Annotated in this window: 11 protein-coding genes; 3 read left to right on the forward strand and 8 right to left on the reverse strand. The window is 72.3% G+C overall.

The features are described from left to right. Window positions 1-497: 497 nt before the first annotated feature. Together ACFYZY_RS27340 and ACFYZY_RS27345 are read right to left on the reverse strand one after the other, a co-directional pair. Window positions 498-1,061, reverse strand: a complete 564-nt coding sequence (locus tag ACFYZY_RS27340) for a dihydrofolate reductase family protein (protein ID WP_388699217.1) — start codon at window positions 1,059-1,061, stop codon at window positions 498-500. 227 nt (window positions 1,062-1,288) lie between these two features. Then, the gene (locus ACFYZY_RS27345) at window positions 1,289-1,423 is read right to left on the reverse strand and encodes a hypothetical protein (RefSeq protein ID WP_388699220.1); all 135 of its coding nucleotides are present in this window, start codon (window positions 1,421-1,423) and stop codon (window positions 1,289-1,291) included. 540 nt (window positions 1,424-1,963) lie between these two features. On the opposite strand from ACFYZY_RS27345, the gene ACFYZY_RS27350 reads away from it, so the two are divergent. Beyond that, window positions 1,964-3,925 (forward strand): LamG-like jellyroll fold domain-containing protein, encoded by a 1,962-nt coding sequence (locus tag ACFYZY_RS27350; RefSeq protein WP_388699222.1) that lies wholly within the window; start codon window positions 1,964-1,966, stop codon window positions 3,923-3,925. 329 nt (window positions 3,926-4,254) lie between these two features. Here the strand turns inward: ACFYZY_RS27350 and ACFYZY_RS27355 are convergent, their stop codons facing one another. The 3 genes from ACFYZY_RS27355 to ACFYZY_RS27365 form a co-directional block, all read right to left on the reverse strand. Next, window positions 4,255-4,401, reverse strand: a complete 147-nt coding sequence (locus tag ACFYZY_RS27355; protein WP_388699225.1) for a hypothetical protein — start codon at window positions 4,399-4,401, stop codon at window positions 4,255-4,257. A 636-nt stretch (window positions 4,402-5,037) separates the two neighbouring features. Then, window positions 5,038-7,107, reverse strand: coding sequence for an HAD-IIB family hydrolase (locus ACFYZY_RS27360; RefSeq protein ID WP_388699228.1), 2,070 nt, complete (start codon window positions 7,105-7,107; stop codon window positions 5,038-5,040). A gap of 32 nt (window positions 7,108-7,139) precedes the next feature. After that, window positions 7,140-7,358 (reverse strand): hypothetical protein, encoded by a 219-nt coding sequence (locus tag ACFYZY_RS27365; protein WP_388699231.1) that lies wholly within the window; start codon window positions 7,356-7,358, stop codon window positions 7,140-7,142. Window positions 7,359-7,906: 548 nt separating this feature from the next. On the opposite strand from ACFYZY_RS27365, the gene ACFYZY_RS27370 reads away from it, so the two are divergent. After that, window positions 7,907-8,986: a glutamate--cysteine ligase gene (locus tag ACFYZY_RS27370; RefSeq protein ID WP_388699234.1), complete on the forward strand. Its 1,080-nt coding sequence runs from the start codon at window positions 7,907-7,909 to the stop codon at window positions 8,984-8,986. Between the two features lie 820 nt (window positions 8,987-9,806). On the opposite strand, the gene ACFYZY_RS27375 is transcribed toward ACFYZY_RS27370, so the two are convergent. After that, the gene (locus ACFYZY_RS27375) at window positions 9,807-10,991 is read right to left on the reverse strand and encodes an FG-GAP repeat domain-containing protein (RefSeq protein WP_388699237.1); all 1,185 of its coding nucleotides are present in this window, start codon (window positions 10,989-10,991) and stop codon (window positions 9,807-9,809) included. Between the two features lie 56 nt (window positions 10,992-11,047). On the opposite strand from ACFYZY_RS27375, the gene ACFYZY_RS27380 reads away from it, so the two are divergent. Continuing rightward, window positions 11,048-11,191 carry a hypothetical protein gene (locus ACFYZY_RS27380; protein WP_388699240.1) on the forward strand — a complete coding sequence of 48 codons (144 nt, stop codon included), beginning with the start codon at window positions 11,048-11,050 and terminating at the stop codon, window positions 11,189-11,191. 535 nt (window positions 11,192-11,726) lie between these two features. Here the strand turns inward: ACFYZY_RS27380 and ACFYZY_RS27385 are convergent. Both ACFYZY_RS27385 and ACFYZY_RS27390 read right to left on the reverse strand, forming a co-directional pair. Then, window positions 11,727-12,188, reverse strand: coding sequence for a hypothetical protein (locus tag ACFYZY_RS27385; RefSeq protein WP_388699243.1), 462 nt, complete (start codon window positions 12,186-12,188; stop codon window positions 11,727-11,729). Window positions 12,189-12,641: 453 nt separating this feature from the next. Further along, the gene (locus tag ACFYZY_RS27390) at window positions 12,642-15,938 is read right to left on the reverse strand and encodes a S8 family serine peptidase (protein WP_388699245.1); all 3,297 of its coding nucleotides are present in this window, start codon (window positions 15,936-15,938) and stop codon (window positions 12,642-12,644) included. Between the last annotated feature and the right edge of the window lie 46 nt (window positions 15,939-15,984).

Below are 15,984 nucleotides of genomic sequence, written 5' to 3' on the forward strand. Positions count from 1 at the left end.
GCGATGGCGGCCGGCTTCGACAAGGGCGCAGGCGGGGGGGTAGAAGTGGCGTCGGCCTACTTCGGTGCACCAGGCCCGGCCGGTGCAATTGCCCGGTCCCCGCCGAGTGAAACGACGCACCGGCCGGCTCCGGACCGCCTCCGCCCCGGCGAGATCCCGGACCGGGTGGACCACCGGAGTCCCCCGAAACGCCAGACCGTCGTCCACCGGCGCGTCCACCCCTCGTCCGGGGCCAACTCGCCCGCGCCACCGCAGAAACCGGCATCCAGCCGGGCCAGGTCCTCCAGCCCCTGCGCATCCGGCCACCGCACGGCCGGCACCGCCGCCGGCCGCCCTCGGCCCCGACCAGGCCGCCGCCCGCCTGCGGGTGAGCAGGGCGAAGTTCGACCGGACGGTCAGGCTCAGGTGGTTCCGGCCGGCGGGCAGGAGCGTCACTCGTACCGCGTCGCACCGTCGAGCCCTCTTCGGAACGGAGGTTCGAGTCGCGTGACGGGCGCTCAGCGCCTCGTCTCGTACCTGGTCAGGATCACGCCGCAGGGAAGCGTCCGCGTCTCCACCAGGTTGAGGTTCACCCAGCTGTCCAATGCGGTGAAGAACGGCGTGCCGCCGCCCACCAGGACCGGCGCGGTGGCCAACACGTACTCGTCGATCAACCCGGCCCGCATGGCCGCCCCGGCGAGCGTCGCGCCGCCGATGTCCATCGGGCCGCCGTCCTCGGCCTTGAGCCGGCTGATCTCGGCGACCGCGTCGCCCGTGACCAGACGGGTGTTCCACTCGACCTCGTCGATCGTGGAGGAGAACACCACCTTCGGCATGTTCCGCCAGCGACGCGCGAACTCGACCTCCGCAGGGGTGGCGTCGGGCTGCTGGTCGCCGGTCGGCCAGTAGGAGCTCATCGTCTGCCACAGCTTGCGCCCGTACAGGGTCAGATCAGTCGCCTGCAACTGGTCGGACCAGAACTGGAACAGCTCGTCGCTCGGCGCGCTCCAGCCGATGTCGTCGCCGGGCGCGGCGATGTAGCCGTCCAGGGACAGGTTCATGCCGTAGATCAGTCTCCGCATGGCTCCAGCCTTCCGTGAGTCGGCCCCGGTCTCACACGTACGGACCGGCGCGGTGCGGGAAACTCATCGGTGGGCGACCTGAGTGCGCGGGTAGACCTCGTGCTCGGTGGCTCGGCCACAGACTCGTCGTTCCGCGGGAGCGGTAAGGGGTTCGGCTGCCGAACGGGTCCATCGGACCCTCCCGATCCGTCAACCTCCGGGATGGCCGGGCGCCGACCAGCCGGTGGTCACTGGCCGGGGTCACCATTCTGCCCCACGCCGTCCATGAACTGCTCGTGGATCCGGGGCGGGTCGACGCCCAGGAAGGAGCGGAAATTGCGGTCGATCCACGACTGCCGTACGGCCTCACGCTCGGTCGGCACCGCAGCAAGCGCACACGATGCGCCGCGCAGGTCCCGCCACCCGGTGTCCGGCAGGGTGGGGGCGCGGTCGAGCACGGACCGCCGGCGACGACCGCCGGTGTGGTGATGAACCCGGTGCGCTCGGCCCGGTACGCGTACGAGCCGCGCGTCCAGTCCATAAGGTTCCGCGGCCGGGGACGCGGGACCGTTCCGGGGTACTGCGGCGTCCGCCAGGGCGGTGTCCTCCCACAGCCGTCCGCCGGCCTTCTCCGACAGTGCGGGGACGACACGCAGCCGGCTCGTGCCGGCGCGCCGCCCCTGGACCTGGAGGCGATCCGGGCCCACTGCCGGCTACAAGGTCCCGCGCCAACCGGTCCTGCCCGACCGCATCCAGCGCTCCCCCAGCGGCAAGGCCAACCACCGCCGGGCCCGCACGACGGCGGTGGACGCGGACGCGGGGCGGAGGGGTCCGTCCAGGAGCGGGTTCCCTATAGTCCTGGGGCCGTCCTGGCCTCCAGGGCGGGGGGACGAGAACACCCATACGTCCGTTTGTGAGTTGACATGAGAAGATTCGCGGCCCGATGGCTGCACGCGTGGGCTCCCGCTCTGGCCGCCGTCCTGCTCGTCGGGGGCCAGGCGACGCCCGCCACGGCCCTCGTCCCCGGGGACCCGACGGCGACCGGCTACACCCGCGAGTCGGTGCGCGCGGCGACCTGGAACATGTGCGGGGAAGCAGGCGGTCGGACCGCCTCGGATGCCGGGTACTGCCCCTGGCGGAACGGCGCCGCCACCGGACGGTACGACGAGGACGGCTTCTCGATCCCCGACGGCTCCGGTCCGCGCAGGAAGATGGAGGGCGTCGTCCGGCTCATCAACGAGCACAAGCTCAACGCCGTGCTGCTCCAGGAGGTCTGCGTCGGCAGGACACCGGGCGACACCACCGGAACGAGCCACCTCGACGAACTCAAGAAGCTCCTCCCCGCGGGCGAGTGGAGCTTCGCCTCGGCAGGTGTGACCCGGCCCGACGACCCGCACGGGGTAGAGCCCGAGCGCGGGGACCCCGAGCTCCTCGACTCCGAGGGCTCGGACTGCCGTGGCGATCACCTGACCGGCACGCTGAGCAACGCCATCGCCGTCAAGGGAAAGATCACCTGGCGGTCGGAGGACGACTTCGGGACTCCGGTCGGCACCGGCCTCTCCATGAACAGCGGCACCATCCTCTGTGCCGAGGTGGAGGGCTGGGAAAGCCACCTGTGCAGCACGCACATCTCCAACTTCCACTCCGACACGACGAAGAAAAAGGAGAAGCCGCACTGGGAGGTCCCGATCTCGACGGAGACGGCCGCGGCCTACTACCAGAAGCAGCTCGACATCGTCGAGCGGGTCGTGAAGCAGTTCCCGTCCGTGGTCCTGGGCGGTGACTTCAACACCAGCAACCAGACAACGCTCAAGCCGCTCTACGACCTGATGGCGGAGTGCGACCAGCGAGCGCACTTTCCCGGCGACGCCGTCAACGAACACACGAAGCTCACCCGGACCAACGAGGCCACGTCGACCGACGGAGGGTACACGTCGTACACCATGACCTCGTCCAAGATCGACTACCTCTTCTCGACCGGCGGCTTCACCGGCTGCGACTCGCGGACGGAGTTCGGCGACCGCACGGACTACCTGGTCACGACCCAGCCGGAGTGTCACCTGGGCAAGAGGAACTGCAGGCCCGACGCCGACGCGGGCACGTCCGCCGTCGTGTCCCAGGACGGCACCCGGGTCAGCGGCATGATCCTCTTCTACAACGCGGGCGACAACTCCTGGCGCTTCGGCCTGCCGAGGGCCGACGCCGACGGCTGGAACATCGACCAGGCCGTCGCGCCCGGCGCGGTCAAGGGCCAGTGGACCAGGCTCACCGGCGTCTACGACGCCTCCACCGGCAAGGTGAGCCTCTTCGTCGACGGCACGAAGAAGGCCGAGACCACGCACACCGCCAGGTGGTCCGCGACCGGTCCCTTCGTCGTCGGCCGCGACCTCGTCAGCGGCGTGCGCAACGCCGGCTTCAAGGGCCGCATCCAGCGGGCCGAGGCCTTCGCCTGCGCCCTGCGCGACGACCAGGTCGCCTCGTACGCCGGGACCGTGACGGCCCCGACCGGCAAGAACGTCGCGATGCCCGTCGTCGAAGGCATGAACTCCCAGGGCTGCCACCAGCACGGCGGCCTGTACGGGAACGCCTTCGGCATCGCCGCCACGCTCACGCCGACGCTCACCGCGACGGTCCGACACCCCGACCCGTCCAAGGACGTGTGGGCCGAGTTCTCCCTGTGGGACAACACCACCTCGACCCAGATCCTGAGCCTGGGCACGCCGGGCTCGAAGAGTTCCACGGTCAAGGGCCAGGGCACCGTCTCGCTCACCGTCCCGACGCTCACCCCCGGCCACAGCTACGGCTGGCGGGTCCGGACGGCCGACGCGACGACCAACAACAACCCCGTCTCCGCCAACTGTCACTTCCTGACGCCCGCCGCCTGATCCTTGCAGGCGAACCCCGCGTGTCCCGGCCGGAGGGTCTCCGGCCGGGACACGCCCCGATCCGTACGCCTACACGGCGGCCCGCCCACCACGCTCCCGGTCAGCGCCCGGTAGGCCCGCGCCGGAAAGCCCGCAGTGACGTGCACCGGCTCGTCGTCCTCGCCGTCCCACGGCCGTCGCACGTACACGATGCTTCGGCCCGCGAGCGCGCCGAAACCCTCATGCCCACGCTGCGCGTCACGTTCGGCACGTAGGTCGTCCAGTCCAGGAGGCATCAGAAGAGCGCCGATGCCGACTTCCTCCACCTCCACCTCGTCGTCTCGGAACCGTCAGAGCGTGAGGTGTTCGTCGCCGTCACTCGCAGGGGTGAGAGCGTCCGGAACCTCCGGACAGGGGAAGAGGAGGTTTTCGAGCGCGTCCGTGGCGAAGAGGAAAGCCACCATCACAGCAGGCAGGAGCAGGCTGAGCAGAATCACAGATCCTCCCGGCAGGTCGGCCTGTGGGCTTCACGGCCCGGATCCCAGGATGAACCCGAATGACCGAACGCGCACGGCGAGCCAGGGAGCCAGGGAGCCAGGGAGCCAGGTCAAGGAGAAACACGGGAGTGGGGGGGCCACTTCAGGGGCTCGCCCCTCCGTGACCGGAACCGGGCTGCCCGGGACGCTGACCGCGCTGCCGCTCCTCGAGGACCGGCCGGGCAGCGGGAGCTTCGGGACGGGGCTCGTAGCGATCGCCGGGGCGTCCGGGGTGGTGAGGCCGGCCGGGGGCCGGCGCCGGGGGCCGCTTCCGGTGAACGCCGACGAGCGCGGGTCGGGTCGGGGTGAGCCCAGCGGTACTCCGCCGACAGGCCGCGGGTGGTCTTCGGTTCGGTGATGTCCAGGCAGTGCGCCGTGACGGCCGTGTTCACGATCGTCCCGTCCAGGCCGGGCTCGCGGCGGCCCCGCTGGACCAGGGCGAGGAAACGGCGCGCCTGGTGAGCCGTCCTTACCGCCATCAGCCGGCGTCAGGCGGCCATCCGGCGCCGGCGGCGCTCGGGGCCGGCGGCGCTCGGCGGGGCGTCCCGGTGTCGCAGCAGGGTGGGGCGGTGTTCGCCGTTCCCCCGAGGCGCCCCTTCAGCGGGTGCGTGTCCGCGGGGCGGCGCTGGCGCGGATGGCGGAGATGACTGTGCGCGCCCAGTCGGTGGGGGCGGGATTGTCCAGCAGGGCCGCCAGACGGGTGAGGTGTGCGGCACGTTCGACCTCCGGCATGGTCAGTGCGGCACGCAGGGTGTCCACCAGGTCGTGCGGGTGCAAGGGGTCGGTCAGCAGGGCCGCGGTACCCAAGCACTGGGCGATTCCCGCACGGCGGGAGAGAACCAGGACACCGGGGCGGCGGGCGGCATGGCGGGCGGCGATGTATTCCTGGGCGGTGAGGTTCATGCCGTCGGCGAGCGAGGCCACCCAGAACACGTCAGCTGCGAGGTAGTGGTCGACGACTTCGGGGAAGTCGAGACTGTGGGGGATGTACTCGACGGGCTTCCAGCCTTTCGTACCCCATCGGCGGTTGACGCGGGTGATGGCGTTCTCCAGCGCGGTGCGGGTCGCGTCGTAGGCGTGGATGCCGGGTTCGGGCGGAGGACAGATCAGACGGAAGCGGACCCGCCGCCGGAGTGTGGGCTCTTCGGCGAGGAGCGTGTCCAGCGCGCGGATCTTGTGGACAGGGGCCTTGGCGTAGTCGAGGCGTTCCACGGAGAGCACCAGTTGGGGCCCGTCGTCCTGGCGGCGCGGCAGGGCTGCGGCCCTGGTGCGGGCGAGACGGGCGACGGCCCGGCGGTCGATGCCCAGAGGGTGCACGCCGATGTGCGGGGCGGGCACCGCGGCGCCGGCGAGGAGCCGGCGGAAATTGTCGGCGCAGTCCGGAGTGTGGAAGCCGGCCCAGTCCAGGCGGGCGAGGGAGTCGCACAGTTGGTCGGCCGCCGGGATGCGCCGGAAGACGTCGGGGTGGGGAAAGGGTGTGTGGTGGAAGAGCCCGACGGTCAGGTCGGGGCGGTCGGCCTTGAGGAAGGCGGGTACGAGCCAGAGGTTGTAGTCGTGGAGCCAAACCGTGGCGCCCTGTCCCGCGAGGGAGGCGATGTGGCGGGCGAAATCGGTGTTGACGGCCTCGTAGGCGGCCCAGTGCGCGGGCCGGTGCCGGATGAGGCCGGGTTGGGACATCAGGGCCGGCCAGAGGGTCTCTTTGCACGTGTGGTGAAAGTAACCGGCCCACCGGTCGGATGGCAGCGGCAGGAGGGAGAGGGCCGGGCCGGCGGCCGGCCTGGGCGGGGACGGCGGCGGTGCGTCGCCGATGTGGGCGGCGGCCCACACGACGCTCAGGTGCTTGTCGGTCAGGGCTGCTTGCAGGGTCGGCAGGATGCCGTTGGGACTGGATGGTGCCTGCCAGACGCCGTCGGCCCAGCGTAGTGGTGGGCGGTGATAGCCGATCACCACCGACCGTGTCGCAGACCAGCCGAGGCGCTCCAGTCCGTCGAGCACGGCGGCCGCGCCGTCCAGGGCCGAGTGGTGGACGCGGGCATCGGCTGGAGCCTGTTTGATCAGGGCGGGTTCCGCGTTGGCGACCACGACCGCGTGCGTGCCCAGGCGGAACAGCGAAAGGTCGTTGAGGGAGTCTCCGGCCACCAGCACCGCCTGGCGGGGCCAGTGGAGCGTACGGGCGAGCAGGCGCAGCGCGTTTCCCTTGTCCGCCCGGGGCGGCAGGACGTCGAAGTACTGATCGGAGGCGTAGGACCAGGAGCATCCCAGCGTTCCCACCGCCCTGATCAACTCATCGGACAGGTTTTCGGGGGCCAGATAGAACGAGCAGCGGCCCTCCTGGGCCACCTGCTCCTGGTGGCGCAGGTACGGGAATCGCTCCAGTGCCGCTCTGACCCGCGCGTCACCGGGCCATCCGGCCCGCAGCCGTGCTTCCAGGGCATGGACGTGCGCCATGCGCTCGGCATCGATGACGCTGGAGCCGACGTCAGCGATGATCCAGCGCGGACGCGGCAGCAGCGGGTCCTCGCGCAGGAGGGACCGCACGGAAGTCAGGCTGCGGCCGGTCGCGAAGACGAGGGTGACGTCCGGTTCCCGGTTCAGGACGTCAAGGAGCTGCTGCCGGTCGTGCGGGCTTCCGCCCAGCAGGGTGCCGTCCAGATCCGTGACCAGCACCCTGGAGACAGCCGCTCCCTTCCCGCGGGCACTCACCACGCGGGGTCATGGGTCACTGGGTCCCCCACGACCGCCCCGCCGTGGGCACCGGTCTCCGGAGGTTCGAGCGGGAGGTTCTGTACGGTCCGGATCGCCTTGCCGAGCCGGACCGTGGGGGCGTCGTCGCTCTCCAGCAACCAGGTCACCAACTTCCCGGGCACCTGGTGCGCGGAGGCCAGCAGTTCGTCGACGACAGGACTGGTCTGGGACACGGCATCTCTCCAAGTCGCGGCGGCGGGACCAAGCCCGGTTTTCAGGATGGGCCCGGACGGCGGAACCCGCACGCCGAGCACCGGAGCGGCCGAAGCGGCGGGTGGGCGCAGACGTCCGACACCCCACACCTGCCTGTCAATACCGGCGATCAGGACATGGCCTGTCCGGCCGCGCGGACCGCCCCCGACGCGTGGCCGACCTGCCGGGTTCCCCGAAACGCGGGGCCGCTCCTGGCCGTCCCGGCTGTAGAGGGCGCTGTTCCCGCGGACCAAGCCGTGCCGTTGTCGAAGCCCTGCTGTGCCGACCGGGTGACTTCCGCTGTCCCTGCGGGGCCGCCCCCGGTGATCGGGGCGGTGTCCCCTCGCGCACGTTCCGCTCCCCGTCGTCGAGGGATGTCGCCTTTACGTCCTGCTTCGGGGTCACCGTACGTGTCAGTATGATGACTATGACGAGTGCAGGGCGTATCTCTACGGGTCCACGAGAGCTGCTCCCCGGCCACGACCGGAGGCGGACGGTCACGGGCGGGCAGGCCGCGCTGACGGTGGGAGTGGAGGAGGAGTTCCTCCTGGTCGACCCCGTGTCGCGTGCGGTGAGCGCGCAGGCGGGCGCGGTGGTGGCCGAGGCGGCGGGTGAGCTCGGTGGTCGCGTGGGACTGGAGCTGACGCGTTACCAGGTCGAGGTGCGCACCGATCCGCATTCCAGCCTTGCCGACTTCGCGGAGCAGGTCCGTTCCACGCGGGCGGCGGTCGTTCGGGCTGCCGCCCGCCAGGGGCTGCGGATGGTTTCCAGCGGCAGCCCGGTCCTCGGCGAGGTTTCCCCGCCGCCGCTGACCGCCGGCCCCCGTTACACGGCGAGCGCCGCCGCGTTCGGTGCCCTGGACGACGAGCAGTGCGCCTGCGCCTGCCACGTCCATGTGGGGGTTCCCGATCTCGCCACGGCATTGCGGGTCAGCAACCGCCTGCGCTCCTGGATCCCGGCACTGATCGCTCTCACCGGAAACTCACCGTTCTGGGCAGGTCGGGACACCGGATACGCCAGCTGGCGCACGACGACCTGGGGTCGCTGGCCCGTTGCCGGGCCTCCCCCGTACTTCGAGTCCCCTTCCCATTTCGAGGATCTCGTCGCCGGCTTCATCGCCACCGGCAGCATCATGGACCGCGGCGGCCTGTACTGGGACATCCGGCCCTCCCACCACGTACCCACCCTCGAGTTCCGCGTCGCCGACGCGACCGCCACCCCGGGCGAGACCGTACTCCTCGCCGGCCTCGTCAGGGCGATGACGGCCACCGCCCTGCGGGCCGCTGCCGCCGGCGACCCGGTGGTGCGGCCCGCGCCGGAGACACTGCGCGCGGCTTGCTGGCGAGCCGCCCGTGACGGCCTGGCCGGGCAGGGCATCGACTTGTCCACCGGTCGGCTGGTCCCTGCCGTCGACCAGATCGGCCAGCTCCTGTCATGGCTGCAACCCGCTTTGAAGGAGCACGGCGACGCGGAACTGATCAACACCCTCTGGTCACGCCTGCGCGCCGCCGGCAGCGGCGCCGACCGGCAACGCGCCGCTCACCAACGCCGAGGCCGTCTCACCGACGTCGTCGACCACCTCATCTCCTCGAGCACCGCATCGGATTGAGTTCTCCCACGTGCGTGCCTGATCAGCCGGGATTTTCGTGGCCGACTGTGGTCACCTGAAGCGAAGCTCTCGGACAGCGCCGTCAGGCCCGCCCCCGCCCGGGGCGCATCGCCTCTGCACAGGGGGCGCACGGTGAGCGTCTTCTACTGAGCCGATGCGGCGCCGGGTACGCGATGCCTGCCTGCCGGAAGTCGTCCAGGGCCGCAGCCACGGGGGACGACCCCGACGCAGCAGTCCAGGAATTCTGGAGTGTCCTGGGCCGCGCCCTCCGTGACGCCCCCTCCTCCGGCAGACCCCCGGGGCCCGGACGAATCCCCGGGAGCATGCCGGTCCGGCAGCCGGGCCCGCACCGTGTTGCACCACGGATGTGTCCCTCTGACGCTGTGTGCCGGAGCGTTTCCGCGGTGAATGTGCTCCTCCGGATGGCTGGACTCCCGGCCGGAGCCGGTCGTGTCGGGGTTCTGGAACACTCTTTCTGCGGTCGTGATCAAGAACCTGCCGCACGGTGCCGCCGTGCTCTGCCTCTCTGTGGCCCCGCTCCTCTGCCCCCTCCACCCCTCGCCGTACCCGCGGGTCCCGCGTCCGCGGAGGCGCTGAACCTCGCCGACGCCCTCGAGCGGATCCGCGTCGCGGCCGGCCGCAAGCTGTCGGGCGGGGCAGGGCGGGTACGCCCAGCGGCTTCAGGAGTTCGCCGAACGGCATCGCGGGCGCCTGGCGGAGACGCCGCGAGGCTACGGGCTGCTGCCCGTAGCCTCCTTCGCGACGGCCCGGGGCGGCAGGGGTCGCGCGGTCGGCAGGACGGTCCGGGCGGCCGTGCCCATCAGTAGAGCTGGTGGTCGCTCCACAGTGAGCCGGTGTGCTGCCAGGTGGCGAACGGTCCCGCCCACCGGCCCGTTCCCCGGTAGAGGGAAAGGGCGGTCTGCGGCGAGCCGGCGGCCGGATCCGCGGCCACTTCCTCCCCCACGACGTCGTTGCGGCCGTCGCCGTCCACGTCGCCGACGCCGAGGATCTCCTGGTAACGCTGCCAGCCGCCGCCGATGCGGGTGCGCGCCGCGAAGGGCGCCTCGTGGGTGCCCTTGCCCGCGCAGAACCAGAGCACGCCGGAGCGGTCGCGAGCGACGAGGTCGGCGTCGCGGGTGCCGGCGATGTTCCCGGTGGAGGTGATGCGGTCGTAGGTGTTCCAGCCACCGCCGACCTGGATCTCGTACGGCTGCTGGAATGCCTTCACGCTCCGCAGCTGCCGCAGGTCGTACGCGCTGAGGTAGCCGTCCTCCGCGCGGGAGAGCACGTCCGGTGAGCCGTTTTGCCGTCGAAGTCGCGGGGGCGGGGCGCGCGGGCCGCCGTGAAGGCGCCCCGGCGCTCGACGGCCGGGCCGATGCCGTTGGCGGGCTCGGCGCGCATCGTCCAGGTGTAGGCGCCGTTGTAGGCCGGGAGGCCGTCGTCGTACAGGCCGTTCCAGTCCAGCGGGAACGCGGTCGTTCCCTCGCCGGGCGTCTTGTCGGCGATCTCCACGGTCCGGCCAGAAGCCGTGTGCCAGCGTCAGCGAGACCTTGGCGTTGAAACGGCTGAACGTCCATCCGGCCGGCACCCTGCCGCCCGCGTGGTCGAGGTCGACGGTGCCGGCCGGCGGCGGGGTCTCCGTCACCGCGGTGAGGGCGGTCGGCTGCCCGAAGGTGCGGACGAGGGTCGCGGCGGGCCTGCCGGTGGCGGTGTCCAGGGCGATCCGGTACAGGCCCTCGCCCTGGGCGAGCGTGCCGCCGACGGCGAGCAGGCCGCCGTCGGGGACGAGGGACGTCGCGTGGTCCAGGAGCGGGAACGTCGCGCCGGTCTTCGCCGAGCGGACGGCGACCGGGTGGAGGCCGTTCGGGGAGAGCGCGGTGCCGCCGCCCGGCTTGGTGGACGCGACCCAGTCGCCGAGTGCGTGGCGCACGACGCCGTCCGCGGTGCCCGGGGAGTCCAGCGGCACCGGCTGGGCCTCGTCCGTGCCCCTGGGAGCGACGATCAAGCCTCTTGTTCACGGAGTAGGCGTTCTCCAGCCAGATCGCGTGGGTCGGTGTCAGGGTGACGGATTCGACGGAGGTCGAGTACGTGAGGGCGTACGACTCGACGACTTCGCCGGTGGCCACGTCCACCACCCCGAGCCGGCGCGACGCGGTGCCCGTCGAGCGGAGGATCACCGCGAAGGTGCCGGGGCCGGTGACGTAGTCCCGCCAGGAGTCCCAGCCCTGCGGCAGGGGCACCGTCCGGGAGACGGCCTCGCCGGCTTCCAGGGAGACCAGGTGGTGCCGGTCCACCCCGTCCACCCGGCCCGACATCACCAGCGTGGTGCCGACCACCTGCCGGAGCACGTACCCGGCGGCCTCCGGGCCGAGCGCGGCGGTGTCGATCACGACCGGCTCGGCCGCCCCGCTCATGTCGGTGAGCGTGTACACCGCCCCGGCCCGGGAGGCGACGAGGTCGGTGCCCGGGCTGCCCCAGGAGGTCCCGGCGGGGAGCGTCGTCGTGGCGCCGTCGGCGTACCGCGTCCACCGGTGGACGGCGCGGGTGCCCGTGCCGGTACGGGTGAGCATGCCGGTCCTGCCCGCGCCGAGGAGATCCGAACCGGCGGGGACGGTCAGCGGCGGGACCGCCTCGGCGGGCACGGGCGCGGCCGTCTGCGGGGGCGCCGCGAGTGCCGGGGCCGTCAGGCCGCCCGCCGTCACGGCCAGGACGCAGGCGACGGTGGTGGCGAGCGTACGGTTCAACGGAGTGTGTCTCCCTCGGAGTCGCGGGCGTGACGGGATGACGACACACCACTGGCCGCATGACTCATGGGGCACCTCGGGGTTGTACGCCGGGCTGAAGAACTTCCGTGGTCCGTCAGGTCCGGGGTTGCCCGTACCGCCCAGGAGACCGGCCGGTTCTCGTCGTCGAAGGTGTTCGGGGTCGACGGCGCCCTCGCGGCCGTGACGGTGGCGTCGTAACCAGTGCGGCGGGAGAGGACCGCGGCGGTGGCGTTGCACACGTCCGCGCAGTCCATGTCGGTGCGGACGCACTTGGCCAGGTCGCCGACCATGTCCTCGGAGAGGCAGGCGTCCGCGCACGCGGTACACGCCTGCGCGCAGGCCATGCACTCCTCGATACAGCGGGTCAGCCCGGCCCGGTCGATGCCGCCGAGGTCGGCGGGGTAGGTGGCGAGCATGTCCTTGACGGTGCTGGACATCTCGGCGGCCTCCTTCGCGCCGCGCGGGCCGGCGCAGCCGGGGCAGCCCGGCATGTGCGGCTCACCACCAGCGTGGCACGCGAAGACGCCCGAAGCATCCCAGGAGAGCGGGGCACCGCGCGCGACGGTCCCGTTGCGCGGGGCGGGATCAGTGGCGGGCAAGGCAACGGCGAAACCGTCCGGCACCATCCCCGGAACACCCGCTCCTCCCCCGCCGGGACGCCGGACGGGAGGGGCCGGCGCCCGCCACTGGCCGCGCCGCACCCGAAGACGGAAGCGACGCCCGCGCCGGCGCGGGGCCGGACGGGCGGCCGTCTCCGTCACCGCGACGCCGCGGTGGACGGCTCGTGGCCGGCGGTGCGGCGCCCGTCGTGGCACGGGGGAGGCCCGGCTCCACCGCTCCGGGTGGTGAAGCCGGGCCCGCCGGGAAGGTTCAGCGGTCGCGGTACGGCGTCACTTGCCGAGCCACGCGTTGTGGATCGTCAGCGTCGACACGTTGCCCTGCTTGTCGGTGACCCTGGCGGAGAAGGAGATGCCGCTGTCCTTCGCCGGGCTGCGCACGGCGATCAGGCCGCTCTGCGCCCGAACCGGCTTCCAGGTCTTCCCCTCGTCGTAACTCACCGAAAGCGAGAGCGACTTGAGGTTGTCACCGGCCGCCGATCCCTGCACCGTCACCGGCACCAGGACCGGGATGTCCGCCGCGATCCGCGAGCCGAGGTCGACGGGGGCGGCGAACCGCACCGTCGACACCGGCAGCGCCGTGTCGGCCGCCACCCGCTTCGACCGGAACGTGAAGCCGGTCTCCACCCGGGTCGAGACCGAGGCGGTGCCCGCGGCGCGCTCCGCCGAGGACGTCAGCCGGTACTCGGCGTCGTCCGCGCCGACCGCGAACGGCTCCCAGCCGGTCAGCGGAACGGCGTTCTCCCCGATCTTGACGCCGTCGCGGTACAGCGTCGTCGTGACCGAGGCGTACGCGGAGAGCCCCGAGTGGCCCTGGCCGTCGGCGAGCAGCGGCAGGGAGCCGACGATCTGCTCGACGCCGGTCTCCGGGTCGGGAGCGGTGCGGAAGACACCGGCCTTCTCGCTCAGGAGGGGACCGAAGACACCGGTGTTGAAGGTCTCCCGGTACGTCCGGCCGGCCTCGTAGCGCTTCGGCCGGGCCATCTCGTGGCCGCCCTCCCAGACGAGGTGGTCCCCCTCGGCGGACTTGCCCAGCTGCTCGGTCTTGGTGAGCCAGGTGACGTCGTCCGCGGTGGAGACGTAGAAGGTGCGGACGCCCGGCGCGGGCTGCGGCGCGCCGTAGCCGTTGCCCTCGGGCGCGCCCGGCAGGTGCGCGAACGGCGAGGTGAGGGCGGACCTGCCGGGCGCGGAGGCGCCGACGGCGACCTTGAGCGTCGCCAGTTCGTTCGCCTTCACGTGCTTGGTGTAGCCGGTCGAGACGGTGCCGGTCTTCCCGCCGAAGGCCACCGAGTACTGGCTGGTGGCGTCCTTGACGAAGTGCGCGTCCCAGGTCTGCAGGAGCGAACCGTCGGTGACGGCCGGGCCCAGGTGCGCGGTGCGGAAGCCGGTGAAGCCCCGCAGGACCCAGCCGTTGCCGACGCCGCCCAGCTCGGTCGCGCGCTCGTAGTACGTGCCTCCGTAGTCCGCCCGGTCGATGCCCGGCACGGTGAGGTCGACGGGCTTCGTGGTACGCGCGTCCGCGACGAGCGTGGCGTCGCCGGTGACCTCCAGCTTCGGCTGCGCGATCCAGTCGGTGCCCTTGGAGTAGTCCGACGGGTCCGTGTAGACGGCCGTGTTGAAGGTGTACGACCCCTTGGGCACGCGGAGGGTGTGTGCGCCGGGCTCGTTGTCGACGCGGGTCTGGAAGCCCGCGGCGGGACCGGAGACGCCGGTCAGGGCGCTGCCGAAGAAGGCGGCGTCGGTGCCGTCGCGGCCGAGCACCCGGACCGTGAGGTCGTACGACTCCGCCTCACGGACGGCCACCGCGGCCGTCCGGACCGTCTGGCCCGCCGCCGTGGCGGTGACGTAGCCCGAGTACGTGCCGTCCCCGTCACCCACCCGGGTGTCGGCGACGAGGTCGACGTCGGCCGTGCCGCCGGCGGGCACGGTCACCCGCGGGGCGCCGAGCGAGAAGAAGCCGGCCGGGGCGGGCCTGCCCGCCGGGTCCAGGGTGGTCACCGACAGGTCGAGGGTGACGTCGGTCTTCCCGAGGTTGCGGTAGGTGACCTTCTTGGTGACGGGCTTGTCGTCCTGGTGCGGCCAGAGCGCCGTGCCGTAGTTCAGCGAGACCGGTTCGGCGATCACGCTCTGGCCGAGCGCCTCGTCGACCTGGACGCGGCCCGAACCCTGCTGGAAGGCGGTGTACGCGCCGCCCTTGGTGGAACCGGTCAGGGCGCCCTTCAGCTCGGCGGACTTCCAGTCGGGGTGCCGCTGCTTCAGGATCGCGGCGGCGCCCGCGACGTGCGGGGTCGCCATGGAGGTGCCGTCGATCTGGAGGTAGCCCGGGGCGGGGTGCGGCGTGCCGGGGTTCGTGTCGATGGCGCTGCCGGGGGCGGCGGCGGCCGTGATGGCGACGCCCGGCGCGGTCAGGTCCGGCTTGACGGCGCCGTCGCCGGCGCGCGGTCCGGTGCTGGAGAACGGTGCCAGCCTGTCGTCCTTGTCCACGGCGCCGACGGTCAGGGCGGCGTCCGCGCTGCCGGGGGAGCCCACCGTCGAGGCACCGTACTTGCCGTCGTTGCCCGCCGCGACGGTGAACAGGATGCCCTTCTCGGCGGAGAGCCGGTCGACCGTCGCCTCCAGCGGGTCGACGCCGGGGCTGTCGGGGCTGCCCAGGCTGAGGTTGATCACGTCCGCGCCCTCGGCGGCGGCCCACTCCATGCCCGCGATGACGGAGGAGTCGTCGCCGAAGCCCTCGTCGTCGAGGACCTTCCCGCTGATCACCCTGGCGCCGGGCGCCACGCCCTTGTACAGGCCACCGGACTTGGCGCCGGTGCCCACGGCGATCGACGCGACGTGCGTGCCGTGGCCGACCCGGTCCACCGCGTCGGGAGAGGAGGAGAAGTTCTTCTCGCCCACGACCTGGGTCTTCAGGTCGTCGTGGGTCTTGTCGACGCCCGTGTCGAGGACGGCGATCTTGACGCCGGTGCCGTCGTACCCGGACGCCCACGCCTTGTCGGCGCCGATCTGCGGAACGCTGCGGTCGAGGCGCGCGGCGCGCACCCCGTCCAGCCAGACGGTGGCGATGCCGGTGGTGGCGGCGCGGGCGCCGCTCTCGCGGCGGTCGGTCAGGGCGTCCCAGAGACGGGTCAGGTCGTCCTGGGAGGCGCTGATGGCGTCGGCGCCGAGGGTCGGGAAGGTGCGCCGCACTTCGGTGTCGCCGGCGGTACGGACCTCGGCCCGGGCGGCGGCGCCCCCCGCGTACCGCACGATCAGCTTCATCCCGGAGCCGTGGCTCTCGCGCAGCCGGGGGTCGGTGAGGACGCCGAGGTCGAAGAGCCGCTGGTCCAGTCGGCCCGAGGAGATCAGCTGCTGCGCGTCGCCGGGGACCACGAGGGTGCGGTCCCCGACGCGCTGCACCTGGACGGGTATGTGGTCACGGCCGGGGGCGGGTTCGAAGCCCACCATGCGGCCCTCGGCGTTCACCACCACGCGGTCGCCGGTGACGAGCGGGACGCGCTGGTCGCCCGAGAGGCGCGGGGTGTCCGACGAGGCCGCCGTGTGCGCGACGATCGCTGTCGCGGGGCCGGTCATGCCTACAATCAGGGCCACCGATGTGGCCGCTGCGACGGTGAAGGCG

The sequence above is a fragment of the Streptomyces sp. NPDC001744 genome, assembly GCF_042892575.1.
Classification (GTDB): Bacteria; Actinomycetota; Actinomycetes; order Streptomycetales; family Streptomycetaceae; genus Streptomyces.